General features: G+C 70.3%; 23 protein-coding genes and 2 pseudogenes. 13 read left to right on the top strand and 12 right to left on the bottom strand.

Translation table 11 applies throughout. The annotated features are described in order from the left end of the window. Positions 1 to 26 precede the first annotated feature (26 nt). Together ACZ5DS_RS29860 and ACZ5DS_RS29855 are read right to left on the bottom strand one after the other, a co-directional pair. Positions 27 to 1,088, bottom strand: coding sequence for an esterase-like activity of phytase family protein (locus ACZ5DS_RS29860; protein WP_468244532.1), 1,062 nt, complete (start codon positions 1,086 to 1,088; stop codon positions 27 to 29). A gap of 53 nt (positions 1,089 to 1,141) precedes the next feature. Beyond that, the gene (locus ACZ5DS_RS29855) at positions 1,142 to 2,065 is read right to left on the bottom strand and encodes a serine hydrolase (protein WP_468244529.1); all 924 of its coding nucleotides are present in this window, start codon (positions 2,063 to 2,065) and stop codon (positions 1,142 to 1,144) included. A gap of 240 nt (positions 2,066 to 2,305) precedes the next feature. Here ACZ5DS_RS29855 and ACZ5DS_RS29850 point away from each other — a divergent pair. Further along, positions 2,306 to 2,749, top strand: a pseudogene (locus ACZ5DS_RS29850) (DUF6210 family protein). Here the strand turns inward: ACZ5DS_RS29850 and ACZ5DS_RS29845 are convergent. The 3 genes from ACZ5DS_RS29845 to ACZ5DS_RS29835 are packed head-to-tail and all read right to left on the bottom strand — an operon-like array spanning position 2,746 to position 6,919. Next, entirely contained in the window at positions 2,746 to 4,431 is a 1,686-nt protein-coding gene (locus ACZ5DS_RS29845; RefSeq protein ID WP_468244527.1) for a thiamine pyrophosphate-binding protein, read from the bottom strand. The pseudogene ACZ5DS_RS29850 and the gene ACZ5DS_RS29845 sit on opposite strands and share 4 nt — an antisense overlap. Beyond that, positions 4,428 to 5,408 (bottom strand): agmatinase, encoded by a 981-nt coding sequence (gene speB, locus ACZ5DS_RS29840; RefSeq protein WP_468244524.1) that lies wholly within the window; start codon positions 5,406 to 5,408, stop codon positions 4,428 to 4,430. The genes ACZ5DS_RS29845 and speB overlap by 4 nt, the downstream gene beginning before the upstream one ends. A gap of 56 nt (positions 5,409 to 5,464) precedes the next feature. Beyond that, entirely contained in the window at positions 5,465 to 6,919 is a 1,455-nt protein-coding gene (locus ACZ5DS_RS29835) for a sodium:solute symporter family protein (RefSeq protein WP_468244521.1), read from the bottom strand. 195 nt (positions 6,920 to 7,114) lie between these two features. On the opposite strand from ACZ5DS_RS29835, the gene ACZ5DS_RS29830 reads away from it, so the two are divergent. Both ACZ5DS_RS29830 and ACZ5DS_RS29825 read left to right on the top strand, forming a co-directional pair. Further along, entirely contained in the window at positions 7,115 to 8,626 is a 1,512-nt protein-coding gene (locus ACZ5DS_RS29830) for a PucR family transcriptional regulator (protein WP_468244519.1), read from the top strand. A gap of 73 nt (positions 8,627 to 8,699) precedes the next feature. Then, positions 8,700 to 9,488 carry a phosphatase gene (locus ACZ5DS_RS29825; RefSeq protein ID WP_468244516.1) on the top strand — a complete coding sequence of 263 codons (789 nt, stop codon included), beginning with the start codon at positions 8,700 to 8,702 and terminating at the stop codon, positions 9,486 to 9,488. Positions 9,489 to 9,561: 73 nt separating this feature from the next. Here the strand turns inward: ACZ5DS_RS29825 and ACZ5DS_RS29820 are convergent, their stop codons facing one another. The 5 genes from ACZ5DS_RS29820 to ACZ5DS_RS29800 form a co-directional block, all read right to left on the bottom strand. Further along, positions 9,562 to 9,918: a hypothetical protein gene (locus ACZ5DS_RS29820; RefSeq protein ID WP_468244513.1), complete on the bottom strand. Its 357-nt coding sequence runs from the start codon at positions 9,916 to 9,918 to the stop codon at positions 9,562 to 9,564. A gap of 441 nt (positions 9,919 to 10,359) precedes the next feature. Further along, positions 10,360 to 11,226, bottom strand: a complete 867-nt coding sequence (gene tesB, locus ACZ5DS_RS29815; protein WP_468244511.1) for an acyl-CoA thioesterase II — start codon at positions 11,224 to 11,226, stop codon at positions 10,360 to 10,362. 35 nt (positions 11,227 to 11,261) lie between these two features. Next, positions 11,262 to 12,419, bottom strand: a complete 1,158-nt coding sequence (locus tag ACZ5DS_RS29810; protein ID WP_468244508.1) for an acyl-CoA dehydrogenase family protein — start codon at positions 12,417 to 12,419, stop codon at positions 11,262 to 11,264. A gap of 123 nt (positions 12,420 to 12,542) precedes the next feature. Next, positions 12,543 to 13,118 carry a Uma2 family endonuclease gene (locus tag ACZ5DS_RS29805; RefSeq protein ID WP_468244627.1) on the bottom strand — a complete coding sequence of 192 codons (576 nt, stop codon included), beginning with the start codon at positions 13,116 to 13,118 and terminating at the stop codon, positions 12,543 to 12,545. A gap of 61 nt (positions 13,119 to 13,179) precedes the next feature. After that, positions 13,180 to 13,785, bottom strand: a complete 606-nt coding sequence (locus ACZ5DS_RS29800) for an SACE_7040 family transcriptional regulator (protein WP_468244506.1) — start codon at positions 13,783 to 13,785, stop codon at positions 13,180 to 13,182. A 97-nt stretch (positions 13,786 to 13,882) separates the two neighbouring features. Here ACZ5DS_RS29800 and ACZ5DS_RS29795 point away from each other — a divergent pair, with 97 nt between their 5' ends. From ACZ5DS_RS29795 to ACZ5DS_RS29780, 4 genes are read left to right on the top strand one after another with little or no spacing between them, the layout of a single operon-like run. Further along, complete coding sequence (locus tag ACZ5DS_RS29795; protein WP_468244503.1) at positions 13,883 to 15,499, top strand: carboxyl transferase domain-containing protein; 1,617 nt, start codon at positions 13,883 to 13,885, stop codon at positions 15,497 to 15,499. 11 nt (positions 15,500 to 15,510) lie between these two features. Beyond that, positions 15,511 to 17,427, top strand: coding sequence for an acetyl/propionyl/methylcrotonyl-CoA carboxylase subunit alpha (locus ACZ5DS_RS29790; protein ID WP_468244500.1), 1,917 nt, complete (start codon positions 15,511 to 15,513; stop codon positions 17,425 to 17,427). After that, complete coding sequence (locus ACZ5DS_RS29785; protein WP_468244497.1) at positions 17,424 to 18,365, top strand: hydroxymethylglutaryl-CoA lyase; 942 nt, start codon at positions 17,424 to 17,426, stop codon at positions 18,363 to 18,365. Before ACZ5DS_RS29790 ends, ACZ5DS_RS29785 begins: the two co-directional genes overlap by 4 nt. A 5-nt stretch (positions 18,366 to 18,370) precedes the next feature. Beyond that, positions 18,371 to 19,531 (top strand): acyl-CoA dehydrogenase family protein, encoded by a 1,161-nt coding sequence (locus ACZ5DS_RS29780; RefSeq protein WP_468244494.1) that lies wholly within the window; start codon positions 18,371 to 18,373, stop codon positions 19,529 to 19,531. Between the two features lie 92 nt (positions 19,532 to 19,623). Here the strand turns inward: ACZ5DS_RS29780 and ACZ5DS_RS29775 are convergent. After that, a pseudogene (locus ACZ5DS_RS29775) lies at positions 19,624 to 20,165 on the bottom strand (GNAT family N-acetyltransferase). Further along, positions 20,162 to 21,442: an XRE family transcriptional regulator gene (locus ACZ5DS_RS29770; protein ID WP_468244491.1), complete on the bottom strand. Its 1,281-nt coding sequence runs from the start codon at positions 21,440 to 21,442 to the stop codon at positions 20,162 to 20,164. The pseudogene ACZ5DS_RS29775 and the gene ACZ5DS_RS29770 overlap by 4 nt, the downstream one beginning before the upstream one ends. A gap of 232 nt (positions 21,443 to 21,674) precedes the next feature. On the opposite strand from ACZ5DS_RS29770, the gene ACZ5DS_RS29765 reads away from it, so the two are divergent. The 6 genes from ACZ5DS_RS29765 (at position 21,675) to ACZ5DS_RS29740 (ending at position 25,798) form a co-directional block, all read left to right on the top strand. Then, a complete protein-coding gene (locus tag ACZ5DS_RS29765) occupies positions 21,675 to 22,121 on the top strand; it encodes an ATP-binding protein (RefSeq protein WP_468244488.1) in 447 nt (148 codons plus the stop codon). Positions 22,122 to 22,402: 281 nt separating this feature from the next. After that, positions 22,403 to 23,419, top strand: a complete 1,017-nt coding sequence (locus ACZ5DS_RS29760; protein WP_468244485.1) for a radical SAM protein — start codon at positions 22,403 to 22,405, stop codon at positions 23,417 to 23,419. A 53-nt stretch (positions 23,420 to 23,472) separates the two neighbouring features. Beyond that, positions 23,473 to 24,081 (top strand): dTMP kinase, encoded by a 609-nt coding sequence (locus ACZ5DS_RS29755; protein WP_468244483.1) that lies wholly within the window; start codon positions 23,473 to 23,475, stop codon positions 24,079 to 24,081. Continuing rightward, a complete protein-coding gene (locus ACZ5DS_RS29750; protein WP_468244480.1) occupies positions 24,044 to 24,541 on the top strand; it encodes a hypothetical protein in 498 nt (165 codons plus the stop codon). The genes ACZ5DS_RS29755 and ACZ5DS_RS29750 overlap by 38 nt, the downstream gene beginning before the upstream one ends. Further along, positions 24,538 to 25,386, top strand: coding sequence for an STM4013/SEN3800 family hydrolase (locus tag ACZ5DS_RS29745; protein ID WP_468244477.1), 849 nt, complete (start codon positions 24,538 to 24,540; stop codon positions 25,384 to 25,386). Before ACZ5DS_RS29750 ends, ACZ5DS_RS29745 begins: the two co-directional genes overlap by 4 nt. Beyond that, positions 25,352 to 25,798 carry an NUDIX hydrolase gene (locus tag ACZ5DS_RS29740; RefSeq protein ID WP_468244474.1) on the top strand — a complete coding sequence of 149 codons (447 nt, stop codon included), beginning with the start codon at positions 25,352 to 25,354 and terminating at the stop codon, positions 25,796 to 25,798. Before ACZ5DS_RS29745 ends, ACZ5DS_RS29740 begins: the two co-directional genes overlap by 35 nt. Positions 25,799 to 25,858 lie beyond the last annotated feature (60 nt).

Below are 25,858 nucleotides of genomic sequence, written 5' to 3'. Positions count from 1 at the left end.
GAGCGGATTTCATCCCCGCGCAACAATCAGGCGCGCACCCGGAGGTAGTAGAACCGGGTCGTCTGTGCCGCGTTCTGGTTGTCGTCGCTGACCAGCAGGACCTTCAGGCGGCCGGTGTGGTCACGCCCTGTGATCGTCATGCCCTCGATGTTGTCGAGGAGGGGGTTCGGCTGGGGCTGCTTGGCCGTGGCGCCCAGGCTCGGGCAGTCGGCGATGTCGGCCAGCAGGGTCTTCTTGATCAGGTGGACGTCCGGCTGACCGGTCAGGTTCTCGATGCCGCTGGTGTCCGTGGCGTGGCGGGGGTCGGCCAGGTAGAGGCGGACGGTGTTGCCGACGCCCGGGGTGAAGCCGCGCTCCAGGACGAGGAGGCGGCCGTCGGGGGTGGCCTGGACCTCCGGGACACCGAGGCCGGCGTCGGTGCGGTAGGCGTACTGGGCGGCGAGCTCGAAGCGGCCGTGGTGACGCTGCCAGGTCTGGAAGCGGACGATGCCGGTGGAGTCGCCCGAGATCGAGTACTCCATGGAGGCCAGCAGGGTGTGGCCGCCGGGCAGCAGGGTCAGGCCCTCGAAGGTCTGGTTGTGCGTGGCACGGCCGGCCGGGGCGACCAGGAGGGAGGACGGGACCGGGAGGCGGTCGAGGATCTTCCCGTCCCGGGAGTAGCGGCGCACGGACGGCTCGGTCTCGGAGGAGATCAGCAGGGTGCCGATGGGGGTCCCCCCGCTCGAGCGAAGCCGAGAGTGGGGGACGTCGACGACGAGCCCCTCGGAGTCGAGGTCGGCGCCCTTCTCGTCGGCGAGGTGGAGCGCAGCGGTCGGCTGGAGGGTCTTCGGGTCCAGGCTGAAGAGGGAGGAGCGGTCCTCCAGCGCGGCCAGCGAGCCGTCCCGGTCCACCGCGAGCGCGGAGAAGTTGCCGACGAAGGTGCCCTGGTACGTCGTCTTGTCGAGCGCGTCGGAGAAGCGGTCGATGGAGACGGCGGGCGAACAGGCGCTGCTGTCCGCGGAGTTGGCGCTGGCGGGCCCGGCGGCGGTCAGACAGGTGGCCGCCGCCAGGCCGGCGGTGAGGGTGGCGAGTACGGTTCTCAGGCGCATGGGCGTCACCGTAGAAGGCTCCGGTGACCGGCGGGAGACCGCCTCGTGAAGCGTCAGCCCTGCGGCGGCACCGCCACGAACGCCTCGCTGGGCGTGCTGGTCGGGGTGTACCGCGCGGCGGAGGACGTCGTCGGCACCAGGTCCTTGTGGATGGCCTTGGCGACGTTCTGGATGGTGGTGACGCCGTAGTCCATGGTGCTGTTGTCCTGCGTGAGCACCGAGATCATGTAGTCGTGGCCGGCGCCGTTGAAGGTGCCGAGGCTGTGCACGCGCCAGCCGTGCGTGGAGCGCTGCAGCCAGCCGTTCTTGACGTGCACGGCGACCGAGGAGGGCGCACCGGCGGGCGTGCCCCAGCGCTGCGACGAGATGACCTGGCCCATCAACTTCAGGATGTAGGCACGGGAGTTGTCGCTCAGCACGCTGTTCTTGGCGGTGACGAGCTTCAGCAGCTTCTGCTCGTCGGTGATGTTCTCCTGGGTCAGGCCCCAGTAGCCGTTCGCGCCCGGCGTGGTCTTCGTCATGCCGGCGGCGGACAGGAAGCCCTTGATCTTCGTCAGACCCAGCTGCTTCCACAGCTTGCTGGTCGCGTCGTTGTCGGACTTGGTGATCATGGCCGTGGCGAGCGACTGCTCGGTGCTCGTCAGATACCGGTTGTGCTTCTTCGCGTCCCACAGCAGCGTGGCGAGGACGGTCACCTTCACCGTGCTGGCCGAGTCGTAGGCGGTGGTGGCGCGCAGGGTGCAGGTGGTGTTGGTGCTGCGGTCGTACAGGCCGACCGCGACGGTGCCCTTGCGGTTCGCGAGTGCCGCCGTGATGTCCTTCTGCAGCTTGGCGGCCAGGCCGGCCTTCGCGGACGTGCAGCTGACGGCGGTTCCGGCCGCCGCGGCCGGAGTGGCGGCGGTGACGGCCGGTATGAGCACCGCGGCGCCGAGGGCGGCCGCGAGCGCGCCGGCACGTCTGGATGTACGGGAAGTCATACCCGTGTTGACTCACGGAGCCGGCCGAAAGTTGCACGGGCGTTCCCAGTTCGGAAATCCGGTCGACGCGGGAGGGGGGCAAGACGCCCAAACACCCCCATAGGCGCCCTATATATACACCCACAGGTTCTCCCCAGGTGGACCACAGTCGGCACCCATCGCCGCTCTGCACAGTGCACCGGTGACATCTGCCACCAGCTTCTACAGCGGCCTGTCCTGCCGCATGCCAGGCTCCTGGTCATGGCTGATGCGGACGACAACCGGCGCTACATCTTCCTCGACCCGGACGGCACGGGCTCGGACCAAGGCTGGGTGTTCGTCATCGTGGCGGCGGAGACCGGGGTGGTCTACCAAGTGCAGGGCGGCGGGTTCGGCTGCGTCCAGTACGCGCAGGAGGGCTACCTCATCCCCCTCTTCGGGCAGGGCCTCGACGAGGAACTGAAGGAGATCTTCGTCGGCGAGCTGAAAGGGCAGGGAACCGTGCGGCTGGACTGACCGGAGGAGCTGCTCGACCGGCTGAGGGCAGCGGTCGCCTTCCCTGTCTACGGCTCCGCGAACCGGGACGACCTGTTCCCTGCCCCGCTGGCCCTCGACGAGACCCGCCTCGCCGAGATCGACGAGGCATGGGTCCCGGTCGTCACCCCTGACGGACCCGGGGTACTTGTCTGGGAGAACTCCGACTAGCCCAGATGCGTCGGCGCGAACATCCGCAGTACCGCCGGGAGTACGACCACCGACGGGCCGGGCGTCGCCAGTGCCTTCGCCAGGTCCGTTTCCAGGGTCTCCGGAGTCGTACGGACCCCGGGGACGCCGAAGGACTCGGCCAGGGCCACGTAGTCGGGGCGGGTCAGTTCCGTCGCCGTGGCCTGGCCGAAGGCGTCCGTCATGTACTCGCGGAGGATGCCGTAGCCGCCGTCGTCGACGATCAGCCAGGTGACGTTCGAGTCGTACTGCTTCGCCGTGGCCAGTTCGGCGATCGAGTACAGGGCGCCGCCGTCGCCCGAGACCGCCAGCACCGGGCGGGTGGGGTCCGCGGCCGCCGCGCCGAGCGCCGCCGGGAAGCCGTACCCCAGGCCGCCGGCTCCCTGCGCCGAGTGCATGGTGTTCGCGCCCTGGGGATCGAAGGCCGACCACGCCCAGTACGCCAGGATCGTCATGTCCCAGCAGGACGGCGAGTCGGCGGGGAGCGCCCGGCGGACCGACCTCAGCACGTCCTGCTCCAGGGTCAGTTCCTGGGAGGCGATGCGCTCACCGACGCGGGACAGCAGATCGCCAACGCGCTGCGGCGCCGACTCGTCCGTGCGCTCCTCGACCGTCTCCAGCAGGGCCTGCAGCGCCAGGCGGGCGTCCGCGTGGATGCCGAGCGCCGGGTGGTTGGACTCCAGTTTGCCGAGGTCCGCCTCGATCTGGACGACCCGGCCCCGGGGCTTGAACGTGTGGTAGTTCGAGGAGAGTTCGCCGAGGCCCGAGCCCACCACCAGCAGGACGTCCGCGTCCTCCAGGAAGTCCGTCGTGTGGCGGTCCTCCAGCCAGGACTGGAGGGACAGGGGGTGTTCCCAGGGGAAGGCGCCCTTGCCGCCGAAGGTCGTGACCACGGGGGCGTCGAGCTTCTCGGCCAGTTGCAGCAGCTTCCCCGACGCGTCCGCGCGTACGACTCCGCCGCCCGCGATGATCGCCGGGCGGGCGGCATGGGACAGCAAGTGCGCTGCCACCGCCGTGAGTTCGGGGCGCGGGACCAGGTCGTCCGGCGTCGCGTCCGGCGCCGTCGCCACCGGCAACGACGTCTCCGCCAGCAGGACGTCCTGCGGGATCTCCACCCACACCGGGCCGTGCGGAGCCGTCAGCGCCGACTTCCAGGCCGCCGCGATGGCGGAGGGGATCTGGGACTGGGTGCGGACCGTGTGGACCGACTTCACCACACCCCGGAACGAGGCCGCCTGGTCCGGGAGTTCGTGGAGGTAGCCGTGGCGGCCGCCGCCCAGGCCCGCCGTCGGGATCTGGCTGCTGATCGCCAGGACCGGGGCGGAAGCGGCCGCGGCTTCCTGCAACGCCGCCAGCGAAGTCAGCGCGCCCGGGCCCGTCGACAGCAGCAGCGGGGCCGCCTCACCCGTGATCCTGCCGTACGCGTCAGCCGCGAAGCCCGCGTTGTTCTCCACCCGCAGCCCGACATAACGCAGGGACGAGCGGCGCAGGGCGTCGAACATGCCGAGGGCGTGCTGGCCGGGCAGGCCGAAGACGGTGGTCGCGCCCAGCCCGGCCAGGGTCTCCACGACCAGGTCTCCGCCGTTGCGCCCCGGGGGCGGGTTCAGAGCGGTCGAAATCTGTGCCGCCGTCGGGCGGAGTACCAGGTCGTGGTCGTGAGTCACTGCGCTGCCGCGTCCTTCCGGGCCGCCGCGATCTGGCGGCTCATGATGGTGGTCAGTTCGTAGGCGGTGTGGGAGGCCGCCACCGAGGTGATCTCCGCGTGGTCGTACGCGGGAGCGACCTCTACGACGTCCGCCGAGACCAGGTTGCACGACGCCAGGCCGCGCAGGATCTCCAGCAGCTCGCGGGAGGTCATGCCGCCCGCCTCCGGCGTGCCGGTGCCGGGCGCGTGGGCCGGGTCGAGGCAGTCGATGTCGATGGAGATGTACAGCGGGCGGTCGCCGATGCGCTGGCGCAGCTGGTCGGCGACCTCGTCGGCGCCGCGGCGGTAGATGTCCGCGGAGGTGACGATGCCGAAGCCCATCTTCTCGTCGTCCGTCAGGTCCTGCTTGCCGTACAGGGGACCGCGGGTGCCGACGTGGGACAGGGCCGACGTGTCGAGGATGCCCTCCTCCACGGCGCGGCGGAACGGCGTGCCGTGCGTGTACTCGGCGCCGAAGTACGTGTCCCAGGTGTCCAGGTGGGCGTCGAAGTGGAGCAGGGCGACCGGGCCGTGCTTCTTCGCCACCGAGCGCAGCAGCGGGAGCGCGATCGTGTGGTCGCCGCCCAGGGTCATCAGGCGGGCGCCCGTGCCGAGCAGGTCGTCGGCCGCCGCCTCGATCGTCTCCACGGCCTCGTTGATGTTGAACGGGTTCACCGCGATGTCGCCGCCGTCGGCGACCTGCGCCAGTGCGAACGGCGACGCGTCCTGCGCCGGGTTGTAGGGGCGCAGCAGCCGGGACGCCTCGCGGATGGCGTTGCCGCCGAAGCGGGCGCCCGGCCGGTACGAGACGCCGGAGTCGAACGGCACGCCCACGACGGCGACGTCGGCGGTGCCGACCTCGTCGAGGCGGGGCAGCCGGGCGAAGGTCGCGGGTCCGGCGTACCGCGGGATGCGGGAGGAGTCGACGGGGCCGCGGGGCGTCTCGTTGCTGCTCATGGTCAAATGCCTTCTTTCTTGCGCTTCGTCGCGCATGTACTGCTTTCCATACGACTCTACTGGTGAGCCGGGACCGGTTCGGACACGAGTTCAGGGGACCGTCCCGCGAGGCGCTCGCGCCAGGTGGTGAGGACGGCCTCGTCGGTGGGCTTCGTGGCCAGGGAGACGGCCATGTAGGCGGCGAGGGAGGCGAGCAGGCCGTAGTAGACGGGCTCGTTGGCCAGGATGCCGTAGCCCGCCATCAGGCCGATCACGGCGAGGCCGCCGACGATCACGGAGGCCAGCGCACCCTGCACGGTGCCGCGCCTCCACAGCAGGCCGCCGAGGATCGGGACGAGCAGGCCGCCGACCAGGAGGTTGTAGGCGACGGTCAGGGCCTCGACGACGTTGTTCAGCGCGATCGCGGTGCCGATGACCCCGACACCCATGATCAGGATGAAGATGCGGTTGCCCTGCACTTCATCACGTTCACCGGACGTGACCTTCCCCCGCAGCCGGGACCAGATGTCGTTGTTGGCGACGGTGGCGCAGGCGATCAGGGCGCCGGACGACGTCGACATCACGGCGGCGAGGGCGGCGGCCAGCACCAGGCCGCGCACGCCGATCGGCAGTTCGTCCTTGACGATGGTCGCGAAGGCGTCGTCCGGGCTGCCGAGCTTGGGGTAGAGGACCTTGGCCGCCGTGCCGATGACGGCGCCGGCGAGGGCGTAGGCGAGACAGTAGGTTCCGGCCACCGTGCCGCCCCACTTGGCGGTCTTGTCGCTGCGGGCGGTGAACACGCGCTGCCAGATGTCCTGGCCGATCAGCATGCCGAAGGTGTAGATCAGCACGTACGTGAAGATCGTCTCGCCGCCGATGCCCAGCGGGTCGAAGTACGACGTGGGCAGCTTGGCCTTCATCTCGGAGAAGCCGCCGGCCTTGACCACCGCGATGGGCAGGAGCAGGAGCAGCACGCCGATCGTCTTGACGACGAACTGCACCATGTCGGTGAGGGTGATCGACCACATGCCGCCGAGGGTCGAGTACGCGACGACGATCGAGCCGCCGAGGATGATCGCGACCGTGCGGTTCATGTCGAAGAGCACGTCGAAGATCGTGGCGTAGGCGATGGTGGAGGTCACGGCGAGCATCAGGGTGTACGCCCACATGACCACACCGGAGATGACACCGGCTCGGCCGCCGTAGCGCAGGTCCAGCATCTCGGAGACCGTGTAGACCTTCAGGCGGGCGATGCGGGCCGAGAAGAAGACCGAAAGGGCCAGCAGGCCGAGGCCGATGGTGAAGACCATCCAGGCGCCGGAGAGGCCGTACTGGTAGCCGAGCCCGACGCCGCCGATGGTGGACGCGCCGCCGAGGACGATCGCGGCCATGGTGCCGGAGTACATGGCGGGGCCGAGGCGGCGGCCGGCCACCAGGAACTCGCTCTTCGACCTGGCGCGGCGCATGCCCCACCAGCCCATGGCCAGCATGCCGGCCAAATAGACGACGATCACTGTGTAGTCGACGGCCATGTGGGGCCCTCCTTCGCGCACTGTCGGTGGCGTGTCGTGCAGATACATGGGGGGTGAGGCACCGGCAGCGGATCGCGGGGACATCCGCCCGTACCCGCGGCTGCCGGTCTGGACTTGACACTAGGTGGCCGGAAAGCGACTGCGAAGTGTACGTTTCATCCATACGAGCGGGGCGGAATGGAGGGAATGCACACCATGCCGGAGACGATCGCCCCAGCAGTCCCACCGACCCCACCGGTCCCGCTCTCGGCCCTGCTGGCCCGGGAGGATCTCGCGCTGCGCCAGATCGCGGGGCCCTCGGACCCGGACATCGTGATCCACTGGGCGCACACCTCGGAGATGGCCGACCCGTACCCGTACCTGCTGGGCGGCGAGCTGCTGCTCACGGCCGGGGTGCACATCCCGGAGGCGGCCGGCTCGGGGACCTACTTCGACGACTACGTCTCGCGGATCGTGGCCGCGGGCGGGGCGGCGCTCGGCTTCGGTCTGGCTCCCGTGCACGACACGGTCCCGCGGGCCCTGGTCGCCGCCTGCGACGCCCACGGCCTCCCCCTCCTGGAGGTCCCGCCGCAGACGACCTTCTCCGGCGTGGCCCGCGCGGTCTGGCAGCTGATGGCACAGGCCCGCCTGGCCGAGCTGCGCCGGGTCACGGAGGCCCAGCAGAGGCTCGCGGCCGCCGCCTCCCGCCCCGACCCGGTCCCCTCCGTCCTGCGCCAGCTGGCCCAGCGACTGAGCGGCCACGCGGCCCTGTACGGCCCTGACGGCACCGAGATCGCGGGGGCGGGCCGGGACCAGGCGGAGGGGGTCCAGGAGACACTCTCGGCACTGACGGCGGTCGTACGGCCACCGGACCGGGCCACCCCCGCGCCGGACCACGAGCCGGAAGGCGGCGTCCTCCGTCCCACCCCCACCTCCGCCACCGACACCCTCGGCGACACCCACCTGGCCGCCTACGCCCTGGGCGCCGGAAGCGGGTTCGTGCTCGGGGTGGCCACTACGCGGCGGGAGCCGGGGGATCACACCATCGCCTCCGTCGCCGCGGTTCTGCTCTCCCTGCTCACCGGCGAGCACCACAGCGGTGCCGGCGCTGCCCGCTCCTCCGCGCTCGTCCGGCTGCTGCTCGGCTCGGCTCCGGAGGAGGTGGCGCCGCTCGTCGGAGCGGGGCAGTGGGTCGTGGTGCACGCGCGGCCGGAGGCCCAGCTGCCGGACGCCGTGGCCGCCTCCGCGCTGGGCGCGGCCCTGGGCTCACCGCTGGTCGACCTCGCCCGTGACGTCGTACGGGTGCTGGTGCCCGCCGAGCGGGAGCCGGTCCCGCAGCCGGGCTGGACGCTCGGGGTCAGCGCGGCCGTCTGCCCGCGGGAGTGGCCGGCCGCGGACACCCAGGCGGCCCATGCCCTGGCCCGCGCCCGCGCGACCCGCGCCCCGCTGGTCCGGCACGGCGCCCGGCCGGGCCTGGAGGACCTGGTGCCCCGGGCGGACGCCGAGGCCCACGCCCAGGCGCTGCTCGCCCCGCTCGCCGCGCAGCCCGCGCTCGCCGAGACCCTGCGCACCTGGCTGTCCCTGCACGGCAGTTGGGACCGTACGGCGGTGGCGCTGGACGTGCACCGCAACACCGTGCGGCAGCGGATCGCCCGCTGCGCGGCGCTGCTCGAGGCGGACCTGGACGATCCGGACGTACGGATGGAGCTGTGGTTCGCACTGCGATAAAGGTGAGTGACCCGCGTCCCAGGGTGCGGTATGCCGAGGACGCGCCCAGCCCGCTGCCCTCACAATGGGAGGCATGCCGATATCCGGGACACCCAGCCGCGCCCAGCTCGTCGACCACCTGGTGAGGACCCGTATCGCGGGGGACGTCGCCACACCCCGCGAGAACAACCTCTCCCACTACCGCAAGCTGGCCAACGGCGACCGCCACTACTGGTTCGGTCTGGAGCTGGGCGACCGCTGGTCGGACGAGCAGGACGTGCTCGCGGTCATGGCCGAACGGGTGGGCGTCAACGACGATCCCGAGTACCGGTACGGGCAGGACACCATCGACCCCGAGCTGACGGTGGACGCCCTGGAGCGCCTCGCGCGCAGGCTGCGCAAGGCGGCCGACGCCCAGCAGCGGGTGCTGTTCGCGACCGGTCACCCGGGCGGCCTGCTGGACGTCCACCGGGCCACGGCCGCCGCGTTGCGCGCCGCGGGCTGCGAGATCGTCGTCATCCCGGACGGGCTGCAGACGGACGAGGGTTACGTCATGCAGTTCGCGGACGTGGCCGTGCTGGAGCACGGGGCGACGCTGTGGCACACCCACTCCGGCGAGCCGATGCGGGCGATTCTGACCGGACTTGAGCGCGACGGGCGTCCGCTGCCCGACCTGGTGGTCGCCGACCACGGCTGGGCCGGGTACGCCGGACAGCACGGCGTCGACTCCGTCGGGTACGCCGACTGCAACGACCCCGCGCTGTTCCTCGCCGAGTCCGAGGGCACCCTCCAGGTGGCGGTGCCGCTCGACGACCATGTGCTCAGCCCGCGCTACTACGACCCCCTGACGGCGTATCTGCTGGCGGAGGCGGACCTGGCATAGTGCGCCGACGGGCGCCGCGGGCGATGTGCGGCCCTGCCCGCAGGACCGCACACGCGCTCAGTTCGTGGTCGGGTCAGTAACCTCCGTGGCCTCCTCCGCCGTGGTCACCGCCTCCGCCGTGGTCGCCGCCGCCGCCATGGTCGCCGCCGTAGCCGCCGTGGTCACCACCGTGGTCGCCATGGTCGCCGTGGTCACCGTTGTCGTGGTCGCCGTAGCCGCCATGGTCGCCGTAGCCGCCGTGGTCGCCGTTGTCGCAGTCGTCGTCGTTCCACCAGCCGTGGTCGTCGTCGCAGTCTCTGCTGTAGGAGCCGTGATCGTCGTGGGACGAGCCCGCGAAGGCGGTGCCCGCCGTGCCCACGGCGGCTCCGCCGGCCAGCAGCACCCCGGCTGCGGACATCGCGACAAGACGCCTCGTGCGCTGTGATCGCATGGGATATACCTTCCATCTCCATCGTCTCTCGCGGCTCCTGGGTGGAGCGCGAGGTGATGGCCGTCGCCGCGACCGAGTGGGAAGAAAGCGGCGCGGTCTTCGGGTGTCACCGCATTGAGTTGAGCGGCACGGCGCATGCCAACGATGTCGACGCCTGCAGCCACCCGGGCGCGGTCGCGCGAGCGGGTGCTGCGGCTGCGGCCCGAGGGGTACGGATCCTCGCCGGCCGGGCATGCCGTGCGCTGCGGCTTTTCACTCAAAGAGCCTAGTACCCCATGCGTCACTCGTCATTTCGAGCGAGGATGCGCTGCGCGGGCCCCGGAGGGGAGCTTCGGAGGCACCCGGCCCGGGGCCGCGGACACGGCTCGCCGCCGGGTGCTCAACTCCGTTGAAACCTCGATGTGTTGAGGCTTCAACGGTTCCTTGCGGAGGTGCCCGGCCTCACCGGGGGACGCGGACCACGCCCTCCTGGATGACCGAGATGGCGAGCTGTCCGTCCCGTGTGTAGATGCGGGCCTGGCCGAGGCCGCGGCCGCCGTGCGCGGACGGCGACTCCTGGTCGTACAGCAGCCATTCGTCGGCGCGGAAGGGGCGGTGGAACCACATCGCGTGGTCCAGGGACGCCCCGACGACGTCCCCGACGGCCCAGCCGCCGCGCCCGTGCGCGAGCAGTACGGCGTCGAGGAGGGTCATGTCGGAGACGTAGGTGGCGAGGACGACATGGAGCAGGGGGTCGTCGTCGAGCTTGCCGTTGGCGCGGAACCACACCTGGCTGTGCGGTTCGCGCGGCTCGCCGAACTGCCCGTACGGCGGCTCGTCCACGTACCGCAGGTCGATCGCCTCGCGGGCCTCCAGGAACTTCTCCACGACCGCCGGGTCCAGGTGGTCGTAGCCGCGCAGCCGCTCCTGGGAGGTGGGCAGGGTCTCCGGGTCCGGGGCGGGCGGCATGGGGGTCTGGTGGTCGAGGCCCTCCTCGTACGTCTGGAAGGACGCCGAGAGGTGGAAGATCGGCTTGCCGTGCTGGACGGCGACGACGCGACGGGTGGTGAAGGACCGCCCGTCGCGGATGCGGTCGACGCTGTAGACGATGGGCACGCCCGGGTCCCCGGGGCGCAGGAAGTAGGCGTGCAGGGAGTGGGCGGGCCGGTCCGCGGGGACCGTGCGCCCGGCGGCGACCAGCGCCTGCGCCGCGACCTGCCCGCCGAAGACGCGGGGTACGACGGCGGAGCGGGACTGGCCGCGGAAGATGTCCTCCTCGATCTGCTCGAGGTCGAGCAGATCGAGGAGGTCCTGGAGTGCCTGGCTCATGGCGTTAGTTGTACCGGCCAGTGATTGCGGGGACCTTACAGACCCATGTCCTTGGCGATGATCGTCTTCATGATCTCGCTGGTGCCGCCGTAGATGCGGTTGACGCGGTTGTCCGCGTACAGGCGGGCGATCGGGTACTCGTTCATGAAGCCGTAGCCGCCGTGCAGCTGCAGGCAGCGGTCGATCACGCGGTGGGCGACCTCGGTGCAGAACAGCTTCGCAGAAGCGGCCTCGGCGGGGGTCAGCTCGCCGGCGTCGAGGGCCTCCGTGGCGCGGTCGGCTACGGCCTCGGCGGCGTCCACCTCGGCCTGGCAGGCGGCCAGCTCGAACTTGGTGTTCTGGAAGGCGGCGACGGGCTGGCCGAAGACGACGCGGTCCTGGACGTACTGCTTGGCGAACCGGATGGCGGCCTTGGCCTGCGCGTAGGCGCCGAAGGCGATGCCCCAGCGCTCGGAGGCCAGGTTGTGGCCGAGGTAGTAGAAGCCCTTGTTCTCCTCGCCGAGGAGGTCCTCGACGGGGACCTTGACGTCGACGAACGCCAGCTCGGCGGTGTCGGAGGTCTTCAGGCCCAGCTTGTCGAGCTTGCGGCCGACGGAGTAGCCCTCGGCCTTGGTGTCCACGACGAAGAGGGAGATGCCGTGGCGGCGGTCCTCGGCGGTGGGCGCTGCGGTACGGGCGCAGACGATCATGCGATCGGCGTGCACACCGCCGGTGATGAAGGTCTTGGCGCCGTTGAGGACGTAGTGCGTGCCGTCCTCGGACAGCTTGGCGGTGGTCTTCATGCCCGCGAGGTCGGAGCCGGTGCCCGGCTCGGTCATCGCGATGGCCCACATCTCCTCGCCGGAGACGAACTTCGGCAGGTACCGCTTCTTCTGCTCGTCGCTGGCGAGCAGCTTGATGTACGGCAGGCCGAGCAGGACGTGCACGCCCGAGCCGCCGAAGGTGACGCCGGCACGGGCGGTCTCCTCGTACAGGACGGCCTCGAACTTGTACGAGTCGATGCCGGCGCCGCCGTACTCCTCGTCGACACGGATGCCGAAGACGCCCAGCTCGGCGAGCTTGTAGTAGAACTCCCGCGGGGCCTGGCCGGCGGCGAACCACTCGTCGTACACGGGCACGACCTCGGCCTCGATGAAGGCGCGGATGGTCTCCCGGAACGCCTCGTGATCCTCGTTGAACAGCGTGCGGCGCACTCCGCCACCTCCACGGACTTCGGCATGTCTAAGCGCTTGCTCAGACCCGAAGATACCGGCGAGTACGTTGCGGCGTCCAGGGTGACCTTGGCCACCCGTGCGACGCGGGTGGGTGGACCGACGTCAGTTACCGGCCTTGTCGTACCGGCGGAAGGCAGAGGTATCCACGACCCAAGAACCGAACGGCACCGAGTCACCGAAGATGTACGGATCCTTGCGGGCGTAGCGACCCTTGCACGGGTCGGAGTGCACCTCGATCGTGCCCGTGCGCGGATCGACGATCAGGTAGTGGGCGATGCCCATGGCCGGGTAGTCGGAGAGCTTCTCGATGTAGTCGTCGTTCGGGTTGGACGGCCAGACGATCTCGACCACCGCCAGCACCTGCGTCGCATCGACGGCGACGCCTTCCTCGTCAAGAACCGCCTCGGGGATGACGACCGCGTCAGGAAGGCGCATACGACCGATTGCCGGGTGCTCGATCTCGGGGCCGCTCGCGCAGATGTAGCCCGGGTGCGTACCGAGAAGCTGCTCGTCCAGCTGCTTGCAGATGCGCCGGAGTGTCCCCTCCTGACGCTTCGAGGGGCACATCATGGCCAGTATCGGACCAGACGGCCCGATCTCGACGCGCGAAGCCCCTTCGAGCCGCTCAGCGTAGGCCCCGAGTTCCTCGGCGATCGCGCGCATCTTCGCGTAGTCCATGCCCATGGACTCAGCGTACTGAGGCACACCTGCGTCGGCAGGCTCATCGGCCCGCCTCGACTCAGTCCGCAGTTGCACCCGCCGCCGCGAACGCCCCCCGCGCCATCCGGTGCAGCAGGGCCGCCGTGGCGCCGCGCCCCGGCAGGGTGCCGGCGCGGCCGAGGTGGGGCGTGGAGTTCAGCAGGCCGAAGACCGAGTGGACCGCCGAGCGGGCCGCCGGCTCCGACAGCCCCGGATACACCTCGCGGACGACCTCGACCCACAGCTCGACGTACTGCCGCTGCAGCTGCCGCACCAGTTTGCGGTCGCTGTCGCGCAGGCGGTCCAGCTCACGGTCGTGGAGGGTGATCAGGGGCCGGTCGTCCAGGGCGAAGTCGATGTGGCCCTCGATGAGCGAGTCCAGCACCGCCGAGGCGCCGGTCTGCCCGTCGGCCTCCGCCAGGCGCCGCTTGGCTCCCGTCAGCAGCTGGCCGCTGATGCCCACCAGCAACTCCGCGAGCATCGCGTCCTTGCCCGCGAAGTGCCGGTACAGGCCGGGGCCGCTGATACCGACCGCGGCGCCTATCTCGTCGACACCGACACCGTGGAAACCGCGCTCGGCGAAGAGCCGGGCGGCCTCCTTGAGGATCTGCTCGCGACGGGTGGGGGCGTCGGTTCTGGTGACCATGCCAGCAATTCTAGACAGCGAGGTTAGCGGTCGTTAACCTGAAGGAAATGGTTAACGCTCATTAACAGTACGACCACTGGGTGAGGGGACCGCAGAAATGCACGAGGCACCGGAGCTGACGAGCGCGGCAGATCCCGCGTCGGAGGCCTGGCGGGCCAATGAACAAGCCCATCTCGCCCTCGGCGAGGAGCTGCGCGCCAAGCTGGCCGCCGCGGCCCTCGGCGGCGGCGAGAAGGCCCGCGCCCGGCACACCGCGCGCGGCAAGCTGCTGCCCAGGGACCGGGTGGACACCCTGCTCGACCCCGGGTCGCCGTTCCTGGAGCTGGCCCCGCTCGCGGCCGACGGGATGTACGACGGTCAGGCACCGGCCGCCGGGGTGATCGCCGGGATCGGGCGGGTCAGCGGGCGCGAGTGCGTGATCGTCGCCAACGACGCCACCGTCAAGGGCGGCACGTACTACCCGATGACGGTGAAGAAGCACCTGCGCGCCCAGGAGGTGGCCCTCGACAACCGGCTGCCGTGCGTCTACCTCGTGGACTCCGGCGGCGCCTTCCTGCCGATGCAGGACGAGGTCTTCCCGGACCGGGAGCACTTCGGGCGGATCTTCTACAACCAGGCGCGGATGTCCGGCGCGGGCATTCCGCAGATCGCCGCCGTCCTCGGGTCGTGCACGGCCGGTGGGGCCTACGTCCCGGCCATGAGCGACGAGGCCGTGATCGTCCGTAACCAGGGCACGATCTTCCTGGGCGGACCCCCGCTGGTGAAGGCGGCCACCGGCGAGGTCGTCACCGCGGAGGAGCTGGGCGGCGGCGAGGTCCACTCCCGGATCTCCGGCGTCACCGACCACCTCGCCGAGGACGACGCGCACGCCCTCAGGATCGTGCGGAACATCGTCGCCACGCTGCCCGCGCGGCAGTCCCTGCCCTGGGAGGTCCAACCGGCGGTCGAGCCGAAGGTGGACCCGTACGGGCTCTACGGCGCGGTCCCGGTGGACTCCCGCACGCCCTACGACGTGCGCGAGATCATCGCGCGCGTGGTGGACGGATCCCGGTTCGCCGAGTTCAAGGCCGAGTTCGGGCAGACCCTGGTCACCGGCTTCGCCCGGATCCACGGCCACCCGGTCGGGATCGTCGCCAACAACGGCATCCTGTTCTCCGAGTCCGCCCAGAAGGGCGCCCATTTCATCGAGCTGTGCGACCAGCGCGGCATCCCATTGGTGTTCCTGCAGAACATCTCCGGCTTCATGGTGGGCAAGGACTACGAGGCGGGCGGCATCGCCAAGCACGGCGCCAAGATGGTGACGGCCGTCGCCTGCACGCGCGTGCCGAAGCTGACGGTGGTGGTCGGCGGCTCGTACGGCGCGGGCAACTACTCGATGTGCGGCCGGGCCTACTCCCCCCGCTTCCTGTGGATGTGGCCCAACGCCAAGATCTCCGTCATGGGCGGCGAGCAGGCCGCCTCCGTCCTCGCGACCGTCAAGCGGGACCAGCTGGAGGGCCGGGGCGAGGCGTGGAGCGCGGAGGACGAGGAGTCCTTCAAGGCGCCCATCCGCGCGCAGTACGAGCGCCAGGGCAACGCCTACTACGCCACGGCTCGCCTCTGGGACGACGGCGTGATCGACCCGCTGGAGACCCGTCAGGTGCTGGGCCTCGCCCTGACCGCCTGTGCCAACGCGCCGCTGGGAGATCCCCAGTTCGGCGTCTTCCGGATGTGAGGAGGGGAACCGTGTTCGACACAGTGCTGGTGGCCAACCGGGGCGAGATCGCCGTACGCGTCATCCGTACGCTCCGCTCGCTGGGCGTGCGCTCGGTGGCGGTCTTCTCCGACGCCGACGCGGACGCGCGGCACGTCCGGGAGGCCGACACGGCGGTACGGATCGGTCCGGCGCCCGCCGCCGAGAGCTATCTGTCGGTGGAGCGGCTGCTGGAGGCCGCCGCCCGCACCGGCGCCCAGGCCGTCCATCCCGGGTACGGCTTCCTCGCCGAGAACGCGGGCTTCGCGCGCGCGTGCGAGGAGGCGGGGCTGGTCTTCATCGGCCCGCCGGCGGACGCGATCGCCCTCATGGGCGACAAGATCCGCGCCAAGGAAACGGTGCAGGCGGCCGGGGTGCCGGTGGTCCCCGGCGGACGTGATCCCGAACTGGCGCAGGCTGCCCGTGAGTTGGGTGCGCCCGTGCTGCTGAAGCCGTCGGCCGGCGGTGGCGGCAAGGGCATGCGGCTGGTGCGGGACATCTCCGTCCTGGAGGAGGAGATCGCGGCCGCCCGCCGCGAGGCCCGCGCCTCCTTCGGGGACGACACCCTGCTGGTGGAGCGGTGGGTGGACCGGCCCCGGCACATCGAGATCCAGGTGCTGGCGGACGGCCACGGGGGCGTGGTCCACCTCGGCGAGCGTGAGTGCTCGCTGCAGCGCCGGCACCAGAAGATCATCGAGGAGGCGCCCAGCGTGCTCCTGGACGAGGCGACCCGGGCGGCGATGGGCGAGGCGGCCGTCCAGGCGGCCCGCTCGTGCGGGTACCGGGGCGCGGGCACGGTGGAGTTCATCGTGCCGGGCGGTGACCCGTCGTCGTACTACTTCATGGAGATGAACACCCGCCTCCAGGTGGAGCACCCGGTCACCGAGCTGATCACCGGCATCGACCTGGTGGAGTGGCAGCTGCGGGTGGCGGCCGGGGAGCGGCTGGGCTTCGCGCAGGAGGACGTCCGGCTGACCGGGCACGCGGTCGAGGCCCGCATCTGCGCCGAGGACCCCGCCCGCGGCTTCCTGCCGTCCGGCGGCACGGTGCTGCTGCTGAACGAACCCCAGGGCGAGGGCATCCGCACCGACTCCGGGCTCAGCCAGGGCACCGAGGTGGGCAGCCTGTACGACCCGATGCTGTCCAAGGTCATCGCGTACGGCCCCGACCGCGAGACGGCGCTGCGCAAGCTCCGGGCGGCCCTCGCCGAGACCGTCACGCTGGGCGTGCAGACCAATGCGGGCTTCCTGCGGCGGCTGCTGGCGCATCCGGCGGTGGTGGCGGGCGAGTTGGACACCGGGCTCGTGGAGCGGGTGGTGGACGAGCTGGTCTCCACGGGCGTACCGGAGGAGGTCTACGAGGCGGCGGCAGCCGTACGGCTGGAGGCGCTGCGGCCGCGGGGCGACGGCTGGACCGACCCCTTCTCGGTGCCGAGCGGCTGGCGGCTGGGCGGGGCTCCGAAGCGGCCCGCCTTCGACCTGCGCGTGGCCGATCCGGTCACGTACACCCCGCGCGGCAGGCACACCGTCACCGAGGACCGGGTCTCCGTCATGCTCGACGGCGTCCGGCACTCCTTCCACCGGGCCGGTGACTGGGTCGGCCGCGACGGCGACGCCTGGCAGGTGCGCGACCACGACCCGGTGGCCGCCTCCCTCACCCGGTCCGCGCACGCGGGCGCCGACTCGCTGACCGCGCCCATGCCCGGCACGGTGACGGTCGTGAAGGTGGCCGTGGGGGACGAAGTGACCGCAGGACAGAGCCTGTTGGTGGTCGAGGCGATGAAGATGGAGCACGTCATCTCCGCCCCGCACGCCGGCACGGTCGCCGAGCTGGACGTGACCCCGGGAACGACGGTCGCCATGGACCAGGTACTGGCCGTCATCGCACCGCACGAGGAGGTGGCACCGTGACCGCCGAGGGACTGCCCATGGTCGTACCGGGCCAGGATCTGCCCGCCCGGGTACGCATCCACGAGGTCGGTGCGCGGGACGGGCTGCAGAACGAGAAGCGGACCGTACCGACCGAGGTCAAGGCGGAGTTCATCCGCCGGCTGGCCGACTCGGGCCTGACGACGATCGAGGCGACGAGCTTCGTCCACCCCGAGTGGGTGCCCCAACTCGCCGATGCCGAGCAGCTGTTCCCGCTTCTCGGCGACCTTGACGTCGAACTCCCCGTCCTGGTGCCCAACCGGCGCGGCCTGGAGCGGGCGCTGGCGCTCGGCGCCCGCCGGATCGCGGTGTTCGCGAGCGCCACGGAGTCCTTCGCGAAGGCCAACCTCAACCGCACGGTGGACGAGTCGCTGGCCGTGTTCGACCCGGTGGTGCGACAGGCGAAGGACGCGGGCGTGCACGTGCGCGGCTATGTCTCGATGTGCTTCGGCGATCCCTGGGAGGGGGCGGTCCCGCTCCACCAGGTGGCCCGCGTCTGCACGGCCCTGCGCGACATGGGCTGCGACGAGCTGAGCCTCGGCGACACCATCGGGGTCGCCACCCCGGGCCACGTCCTCGAACTGCTCTCCCTGCTGAACGAGGAGGGCGTGCCGACGAACACGATCGGCGTGCACTTCCACGACACCTACGGCCAGGCGCTCGCGAACACCTACGCGGCCCTGGAACACGGCGTGACCACCGTCGACGCCTCGGCCGGAGGCCTGGGCGGCTGCCCGTACGCCAAGTCCGCCACCGGCAACCTCGCCACCGAAGACCTCGTATGGATGCTGCACGGCCTCGGCATCGAGACAGGGGTCGACCTCGGCCGTCTGACCGCCACCAGCGTGTGGATGGCCGCCCATCTGGACCGGCCCAGCCCGTCCCGTACCGTCCGCGCTCTCTCCCACAAGGACCAGTGATCAGCATGGACCACCGCCTCAGCCCCGAGCTGGAGGAACTCCGCCGCACGGTGGAGGAGTTCGCGCACGATGTCGTGGCGCCGAAGATCGGCGACTTCTACGAGCGGCACGAGTTCCCGTACGAGATCGTCCGCGAGATGGGCCGTATGGGCCTGTTCGGGCTGCCGTTCCCGGAGGAGTACGGCGGCATGGGCGGCGACTATCTGGCCCTCGGCATCGCCCTGGAGGAACTGGCCCGGGTCGACTCGTCGGTCGCCATCACCCTGGAGGCGGGTGTCTCCCTGGGCGCCATGCCGATCCACCTCTTCGGCACCGAGGAGCAGAAGCGGGAGTGGCTCCCCCGCCTGTGCTCCGGCGAGATCCTGGGCGCCTTCGGCCTCACCGAGCCGGACGGCGGCAGCGACGCCGGGGCGACGCGCACCACGGCCCGCCTCGACCCCGACACGAACGAGTGGGTGATCAACGGCACCAAGTGCTTCATCACCAACTCGGGCACGGACATCACTGGCCTGGTGACGGTCACGGCGGTCACCGGCCGGGGGCCGGACGGCAAGCCGCAGATCTCGGCGATCATCGTCCCGTCGGGCACCCCCGGCTTCACGGTCGCCGCCCCGTACTCGAAGGTCGGCTGGTGCGCCTCCGACACCCGCGAACTCTCCTTCCAGGACGTCCGCGTACCCGCCACCAACCTGCTCGGCGAGGAGGGCCGGGGCTACGCCCAGTTCCTGCGCATCCTCGACGAGGGCCGCATCGCCATCGCGGCCCTGTCGACCGGGCTGGCCCAGGGCTGTGTGGACGAGTCGGTGAAGTACGCGAAGGAGCGGCACGCCTTCGGCCGCCCCATCGGCGCCAACCAGGCCATCCAGTTCAAGCTCGCGGACATGGAGATGAAGGCCCACACGGCCCGTCTCGCCTGGCGCGACGCGGCCAGCCGCCTGGTGGCCGGCGAACCCTTCAAGAAGGAGGCGGCCGTCGCCAAGCTGTACTCCTCCACGGTTGCCGTCGACAACGCCCGCGAGGCCACGCAGATCCACGGCGGCTACGGCTTCATGAACGAGTACCCGGTGGCCCGTATGTGGCGCGACTCCAAGATCCTGGAGATCGGCGAGGGCACGAGCGAGGTCCAGCGGATGCTGATCGCACGGGAGTTGGGGCTGGCGGGCTGAGGTAGCTCCGCTCTTGCGGAGCTACGGGGTGTCCAGGGAGCGGTTCGGTCGGACCGCTCCCTGGACCCCGCTCGCCCGATCGGCTGTGCCGGTCAACGGGTGGCGCGGATCATCACCGTGAGGACCGGCGAGGCCGGTGACGGCTGACTCTGTCCGATGTCCTCGTACCCCCATGACCGGTAGAGGGCATGGACCTTCCCGTCACCAGCAGTTGGGTTGACCATGAGCGTCACGTACGGCTCGTCGCGTGTGGCGAGGAGGGCGTCATGGATGCGGCGAGCGGTCCCCGTGCCGCGCCACATAGGGCGTACGCCGATCTCCTTCAGGGCCACGGCCGGACACTCGGTGTACTCATTCGCCGGCGCCGGGGTGGTGCGCTGCCAGTACCGGTCCCCGTGCGTGATGGTGTTGCCATAGGCGTAGCCGATCGGATGCCCGTCCGCGTATGCGAGAACGGCTGTGAAACCGGGCTCTTCGCTGTGCCGGTCCAGGCGCTCACCGAATGCGGTGGAGGCGTAGTTCGGGAGGTGGAGCAGGAAGGCGCGCACGTCGCGGCGTACACGTCGAGCAGATCACCGCGCACGGTGTTGAGGGCGGTGAGCGTGCGCAGTTCGATGGCGGGCGCCGTGGTCATGAAGCGGTCCTCCAGGCGGCGGCGTGCTCGGTCCAAGTCTGGACGATGGTGCTGCCGGGCGCGGTGGCGTGCAGTGCGGCTCCGAACTCTTGCAGCATGCGCGTCACTCGGGCGTGCCGGGTGGCGATGTCGGAGGGGACCTTCATCGCCGTGGCGATGGCTGGTTCGACGTCAGCTTGCCCGAGTTGTGCGGCGGCGAGCCGGGCGGTGTTGATGGCGCGGTCGCGCCGCATCTGAGGGCGGAGCAGGGTCAGGCTCCGGTGGGCGTGTGTTTCGGCTTGTGCAAAGTCTCCGAGGCGAAGATGCGCGGCGAGAGCGAGCGTTTCAAGCTCTGCCCCGTTGCGGACCGCAGTCATCCACACCGGTCGAGCGAGATCCGGGTCGGCGCGTTCGAGTGCGTCCTGAGCACAGCCGAGGGCACGCTGTACGGCTGCGCGGTCGCCGGTAAGGCCGAGGGTGGCGGCCTGGCGAGCATGTCCCAGGCAGGCGAACAGGGGATCACGACGCGTGATGTGCAGGTTGCGGGCAACATCGTTTGCGGCGAGCGCATCGGCAGGTCGGCCCATGTGCCGGTACATCGTCCCCGCGTGGCTCCAGATGCGGAACTTGATCGCCTGGTCGCCGGACATCTCGGCGAGGGCCTGTGCCTCGCGCATGTGCGCCTTCGCGTCGTCATAGCGGCGGCCGTCGATCGCCGCCCACATGGCCGAGCTGCGGAACGCGGCCGCGGAGGCGTACAGGTTGCTGCGTACGCGCTGACTGGCGCTTCCGGCGTTCTGGAGGTTCAGCGCCTCGTCGGCGAGCGCGGCGGCCCGTTGCTCGACGGCGAGTTGTCCGCCGTGGCGCTGGTCGCTGGCGATGATCTCGGTGAAGCGCTTCTGTAGGCGGTCGACGTCGCTCATGCCGATACGGCGGGGTGATGCGGTTGCGGGGGCGGCTGCTGCTACAGCGGCAGCGGCGATGCCGCCGACGAAGGTACGGCGCTTCATGTCGGGGTCCTCCTGCGGTGAGGCTGGGGTGGACCGTGTCCGGCCCCGTGGCACGAACCCTAAGGCGGTGGCGGGCAGGCCGGTGACGTCCTCAAGGGCCTTGCGGGTAGCCGATTTGGGCCACTTGACTCGGCCTGCTTTCCAGTCCCGGACTGATGAGCCGTCGAACCCGCCGGGCTTACCGGTAAGACGCTCAAGGGCGCAATTGACGGCGTCAGCCAGGCGGTTGGAGCTGTAGCCGTGCTCGTTCATCCATGCCTCAAGAGCGGTATTGCGCGCGCTGTCCATCCACGCACCGTAGTCTCACGACCCCCGTCCGTCATGAAAAGGATGGGTCAAATCACCCTAGGGTGTTCCGCTAGATAGCCAACTGATCGCCCTAACCCGCCTGCCACTGCTGGGAGTTGTCTGGTTATCGGCCGCCTGTCCGCCGTGCGGGTGGCTGTTGACGGCCTGGCCCGCCCCCGAATTCCCCCGAGGGGGCGAGCCGGGCGCCGAGACAACGACGAAGGCTCCCCCAATGACGAGTCTCAACAGGCCAGTTCAGGCGGCCCCAGTTGGTCACCCTGCGTACAGCCAGACCTTCCCGTGCGAGCCGGAGACGGCCGAGATAGGCCGCAAGCTCGTCCGTGAAGCCCTCGGCGTCTGGCACCTCGACTACCTCGCCGACCCCGCCGAGCTGATCATCTCGGAGCTGGTAGCGAACGCAGCCAGGCACACCCCCTGCCGTTCGATCCGCCTGGTTGTCGGGCGGCCGAGCGCGAGACGGGTACGTATTGGGGTGGTGGACCGGGCACCCTCGCGCCTGCCAGTACTCGGCCCGGCCGATGATGACGACGAGTCAGGCCGTGGCCTGGCCCTGGTCGATGCCGTCGCCGACCGCTGGGGCTACGACCTGCGCGGCACCGGCAGGCGCCCATGGGGCAAAGAGGTCTGGGCCGAACTCCTCACAAAGGGTGACCAGTGACCGGCCCGCCCACGGCGGGCCCGTCGCTGCCGGACGTCGCCCGCCTGCGCCCGCGCCAGCAGATGGCAATGGACTGCGCCTTGTGCAATGCCCGCTTGGGCGCCTCCGGCCTCATCCTCGGCGACGTACGCCATCGCGGGTTGCTGTTCCGTCTGTGGGCCTGCGCCCCAGCCTGCACGCCCTACTCCAGGGGCCCGCAGTTACCCGCCCCCACACTGCCGCCCTCTCGGGGCTGACCAACACACCAGAACCCGACGCACGCTCCGCGAAAGGAGCAGGCTTTGACCGTTCCGCTCCCGAAATCCCACGTGGACTGGACCGCGCTGCGGAACTTCTCCGCGCTGCGCGGACAGCTCAGGGTCTCGCTGACCCCCATCTGCAACCTGAAGTGCTGGTTCTGCCACAACGAGGGTGACGTCCCGCCCCCGTTCACTCACCTGCACCGGGACGCCAAGCCCCGCGCCCGTGAACTCACTGCCGACGATTACGTGAACGTCCTGCGCGAGCTGATCGGCGCCGGCCTGAAGCGGGTGTACTTCACCGGCGGCGAGCCACTGGCGTCGAAGTTGGCGCAACCGGTCCTCACCCAGCTCCCCGTCCACGGCCCGGACGTGTCCTACACGCTGATCACGAACGGCATGCTGGTGCGCACCCATCAGGACTGGCTTGCCACGACCGGCCTGGACAAGGTGAAGGTCTCCCTGCACTACTTCTCCGACGACTCCTTCCGGGCCATCGCCCAGTCACGCTCCAGCGTCACGACCGTCCTGGACGGCATCGAGGCCGCCCGCGAGATCTTCGAGCGGGTGGAGCTGAACACGCTCATCCAGCGCGAGAACGAGCACGAGCTGCGCGACATCCTCGCCTTCGCCCTCGACCGCAGGCTGCCGGTGCAGTTCATCGAACTCGTCGACACCGACTTCAACGCCGACCGGAAGTCCTCGTCCATCGGTGCCCAGGGCGTCATCGACCACCTGCGCATCCTGACCAGCGACGAAGAGGTGGAGGTCTCCGGCACCGGTCAGGGGAGGCGAATCTTCCGCGTCGACGGCATCGAGATCGACGTCATCCAACGCGAACTGGGCCGCCACCACGTCGGCCAGTGCGGCACCTGCCCGGTGAAGGCCACATGCGTGGAGGGCTTCTGGGCCCTGCGCATGGACCACGCCGGCGGAATCCAGCCCTGCCTTCTGCGGGACGACTTACGGATGGACATCCGGCCGCTGCTGGGCGATCCGGAACAGATCCCCGCGACCCTGGCCCAGCACATCGCCGCCTTCACCGAGGGCACCCTGTGAACCCCCTGAGTGCCCCGTACGCGGCTGGGGCAGATGAACACCAGGGGCCGTTCGTGGTCCTGGAGGGCGTCTCAGGGGTCGGGAAGTCAACACTCGCCCGCCTCCTGGCCAAGCGCCTCGACGCCACGGCGATCCACACCCTCACCGACCCGCACACCGACTGGTCCGAGGCGGTCAACCGGGAGCTTCGGCCGCTGCCGCAGCTCGCCTTCTACCTCTCCGGCCTCCTGCACGTCTCCGACGCCGTACGGCACGCCCTCCGCGTGGGGCCGGTGGTCGCGGACCGGTACGCCTCTTCAGTCGTGGCCTGCCACGCCGCCGTCAACAGCGTCGACCTGGACCAGGTACGAAAGTTGATCACCCCGTTCCGGCCCTACCTCGTGGCACCGGACGCCACCTTCTACCTGATCGGCTCCGACAGGTCGTTGAAGGAGCGGATGGGGACCAAGACGGACGTGAAACAGGACGACACCGACCTGTTCAACCTCCCCGGCCGCCTTGCCCGGCTCCGGGAGAACTTCACGGCCGTCGCCGAGACCGATCCGAGCGCGGTCCTGCTCCCCACCGACGGCCGCAGCCCGGACGACCTGGCCGACACCATCGTCAAGCACCTGGAGGACAAGCGTGCTCAACCCGATCAACACCGACATGGTCATCCGTGACGGCCGCGTCTCCGGCGCGTACCCGGGCGAGATCCACGAGGGTGTGGCCTGGTGGGTCGCCGCCTGCTTCGTCGTGGTCAGTCAGGCCCGGCAGATCGCCGTGACCCACGACGACCACCCCACCACGGCCGAGTTCCATCGGCGGTTCTGCCTCGGAGCCATCAACGCCGAGCACTGGGGGTGCCAGGTCTCCAGCCTCGGCACGGCTGACGAAGCCCAGCTCCTGCACGCCATAAAGGAACTCGGTGGTGTCCCCGGCGCCCTGCTGACCACGGCCGACGGCGGCGAACGGCACACCGTCACGATCCGCCTCTACGACGCGGGCGGCCAGCCGGTCACCGAGGACACCGGATTGGCCAAGCTGCGGGAGATGATCGCCTCCGACAGGGTTCCCATCCCGGTGAATGACCAGGCCAAGGGCCGCATCATCGAACGCCGCGATCTGGTGGAGGCGCTGTGATCGACGCGGCCGAGGTCATCCAAAGCGGGACCGGCATCCTGTTCATCACCCTGGACTCCCTGCGCTACGACGTCGCCCGCGCGACCCTGCACGCCGGTCAGACCCCGAACCTGGCCAAGATCCTGCCGGGCGGGGTGTGGGAGGAACGCCGTACCCCCGGCACCTTCACCCTCCCCGCGCACATCGCATTCTTCTCCGGCTTCCTGCCCAAGCTCCCGCAGCCCGTACAGCCGCCGCGGCTGTGGGAGTGCCGCCCACCCGCCTTCAAGACCGTCGATGCGGGAACGTTCGTCTTCGACGCCCCGAACCTCCTCACCGGCCTCGCACAGCACGGTTACCGCACCGTGTGCATCGGCGGCGTCACCTACTTTTCTCGGGAGACCCCGCTCGGATCGGTGCTGCCCGACCTGTTCCACGAGGACCACTGGCGACCCGAGTTCTGCTCCCCCGAGGCGGACTCCACGCGCCATCAGGTCGACCACGCCCTGACCGTCGCGAACAAGTACCGGGACCGACCGCTGTTCCTGTTCGTCAACGTCTCGGCCACTCACGTCCCCCACGGACACTACGTTGGACGCAGTGAGGACTCCTGGCAGTCGCAGGCTGCGGCCCTGGCGTACGCGGACGAACACCTCGGGCGGCTCATCCAGACACTGACCAGCTCACGGCCCTGGCTGGTCATCATGTGCGCCGACCACGGCGACGCCTTCGGCGAGGACGGCTACCACGGCCGTGGCATCGCGCACCCCACCGTGCTGAACGTGCCGTTCGCCGCCATGCTCACGGAACCCGCAGGTACGCTCGCGGAGCATGACCCACGCCCACGGCAGCGATTCGAAGCCTGACGCCTCCGTGATCGTCGCCCGCGACGATCACGGACAGATCGCCATCCTGACCACAGACTTCCCCCGGCACGGAGGCGAGTACCTGTTCCTCCCCGGAGGCAAGGCGGAGTCCGGCGAGACGCCGGAACAGTGCGCCCGCCGCGAACTCCTCGAAGAAGCCGGCATCACCGCCAAGTCCTTGCGGCACCTCGGCTCGTACGCCATGACACTCGGCTCCACCGCCAGGGTGCACCTCTTCGAGGCCACACAACTCACCTGCGGCGCCCAGCAGCTCATGCCATGGGAAGCCGACTTCAAGCTCATGTGGTGGTCGATGGAAGACGCACTCAAGGCCATCAGCGAGGGCCGCTTCCTCTTGCAGGGCGGCCCCTTGGCGCTGCTCCTCGCTAGCAGGACAGTCTCGGAGTCCTAGCCTCGTGCTCCCGAATGTGATCAACGGCGTCCGGACTGACGACCCGCCATGAGTCCAGGT

The sequence above is a fragment of the Streptomyces sp. NPDC031100 genome (assembly GCF_055570785.1).
Note: the sequence above shows the minus strand (reverse complement) of the source record. Positions and strands in the feature narration are given on the sequence as shown.

What these genes read in the sequence shown, in the direction of transcription:
- ACZ5DS_RS29795 (WP_468244503.1), top strand. Translation starts at nt 13,883, where the DNA reads ATGCACGAGGCACCGGAGCTGACGAGCGCGGCAGATCCCGCGTCGGAG.
- ACZ5DS_RS29800 (WP_468244506.1), bottom strand. Translation starts at nt 13,785, where the DNA reads ATGGTCACCAGAACCGACGCCCCCACCCGTCGCGAGCAGATCCTCAAG.
- ACZ5DS_RS29740 (WP_468244474.1), top strand. Translation starts at nt 25,352, where the DNA reads ATGACCCACGCCCACGGCAGCGATTCGAAGCCTGACGCCTCCGTGATC.
- ACZ5DS_RS29780 (WP_468244494.1), top strand. Translation starts at nt 18,371, where the DNA reads ATGGACCACCGCCTCAGCCCCGAGCTGGAGGAACTCCGCCGCACGGTG.
- ACZ5DS_RS29830 (WP_468244519.1), top strand. Translation starts at nt 7,115, where the DNA reads ATGCCGGAGACGATCGCCCCAGCAGTCCCACCGACCCCACCGGTCCCG.
- ACZ5DS_RS29860 (WP_468244532.1), bottom strand. Translation starts at nt 1,088, where the DNA reads ATGCGCCTGAGAACCGTACTCGCCACCCTCACCGCCGGCCTGGCGGCG.
- ACZ5DS_RS29765 (WP_468244488.1), top strand. Translation starts at nt 21,675, where the DNA reads ATGACGAGTCTCAACAGGCCAGTTCAGGCGGCCCCAGTTGGTCACCCT.
- ACZ5DS_RS29820 (WP_468244513.1), bottom strand. Translation starts at nt 9,918, where the DNA reads ATGCGATCACAGCGCACGAGGCGTCTTGTCGCGATGTCCGCAGCCGGG.
- ACZ5DS_RS29805 (WP_468244627.1), bottom strand. Translation starts at nt 13,118, where the DNA reads ATGGACTACGCGAAGATGCGCGCGATCGCCGAGGAACTCGGGGCCTAC.
- ACZ5DS_RS29825 (WP_468244516.1), top strand. Translation starts at nt 8,700, where the DNA reads ATGCCGATATCCGGGACACCCAGCCGCGCCCAGCTCGTCGACCACCTG.
- tesB (WP_468244511.1), bottom strand. Translation starts at nt 11,226, where the DNA reads ATGAGCCAGGCACTCCAGGACCTCCTCGATCTGCTCGACCTCGAGCAG.
- ACZ5DS_RS29855 (WP_468244529.1), bottom strand. Translation starts at nt 2,065, where the DNA reads ATGACTTCCCGTACATCCAGACGTGCCGGCGCGCTCGCGGCCGCCCTC.
- ACZ5DS_RS29835 (WP_468244521.1), bottom strand. Translation starts at nt 6,919, where the DNA reads ATGGCCGTCGACTACACAGTGATCGTCGTCTATTTGGCCGGCATGCTG.
- speB (WP_468244524.1), bottom strand. Translation starts at nt 5,408, where the DNA reads ATGAGCAGCAACGAGACGCCCCGCGGCCCCGTCGACTCCTCCCGCATC.
- ACZ5DS_RS29770 (WP_468244491.1), bottom strand. Translation starts at nt 21,442, where the DNA reads ATGGACAGCGCGCGCAATACCGCTCTTGAGGCATGGATGAACGAGCAC.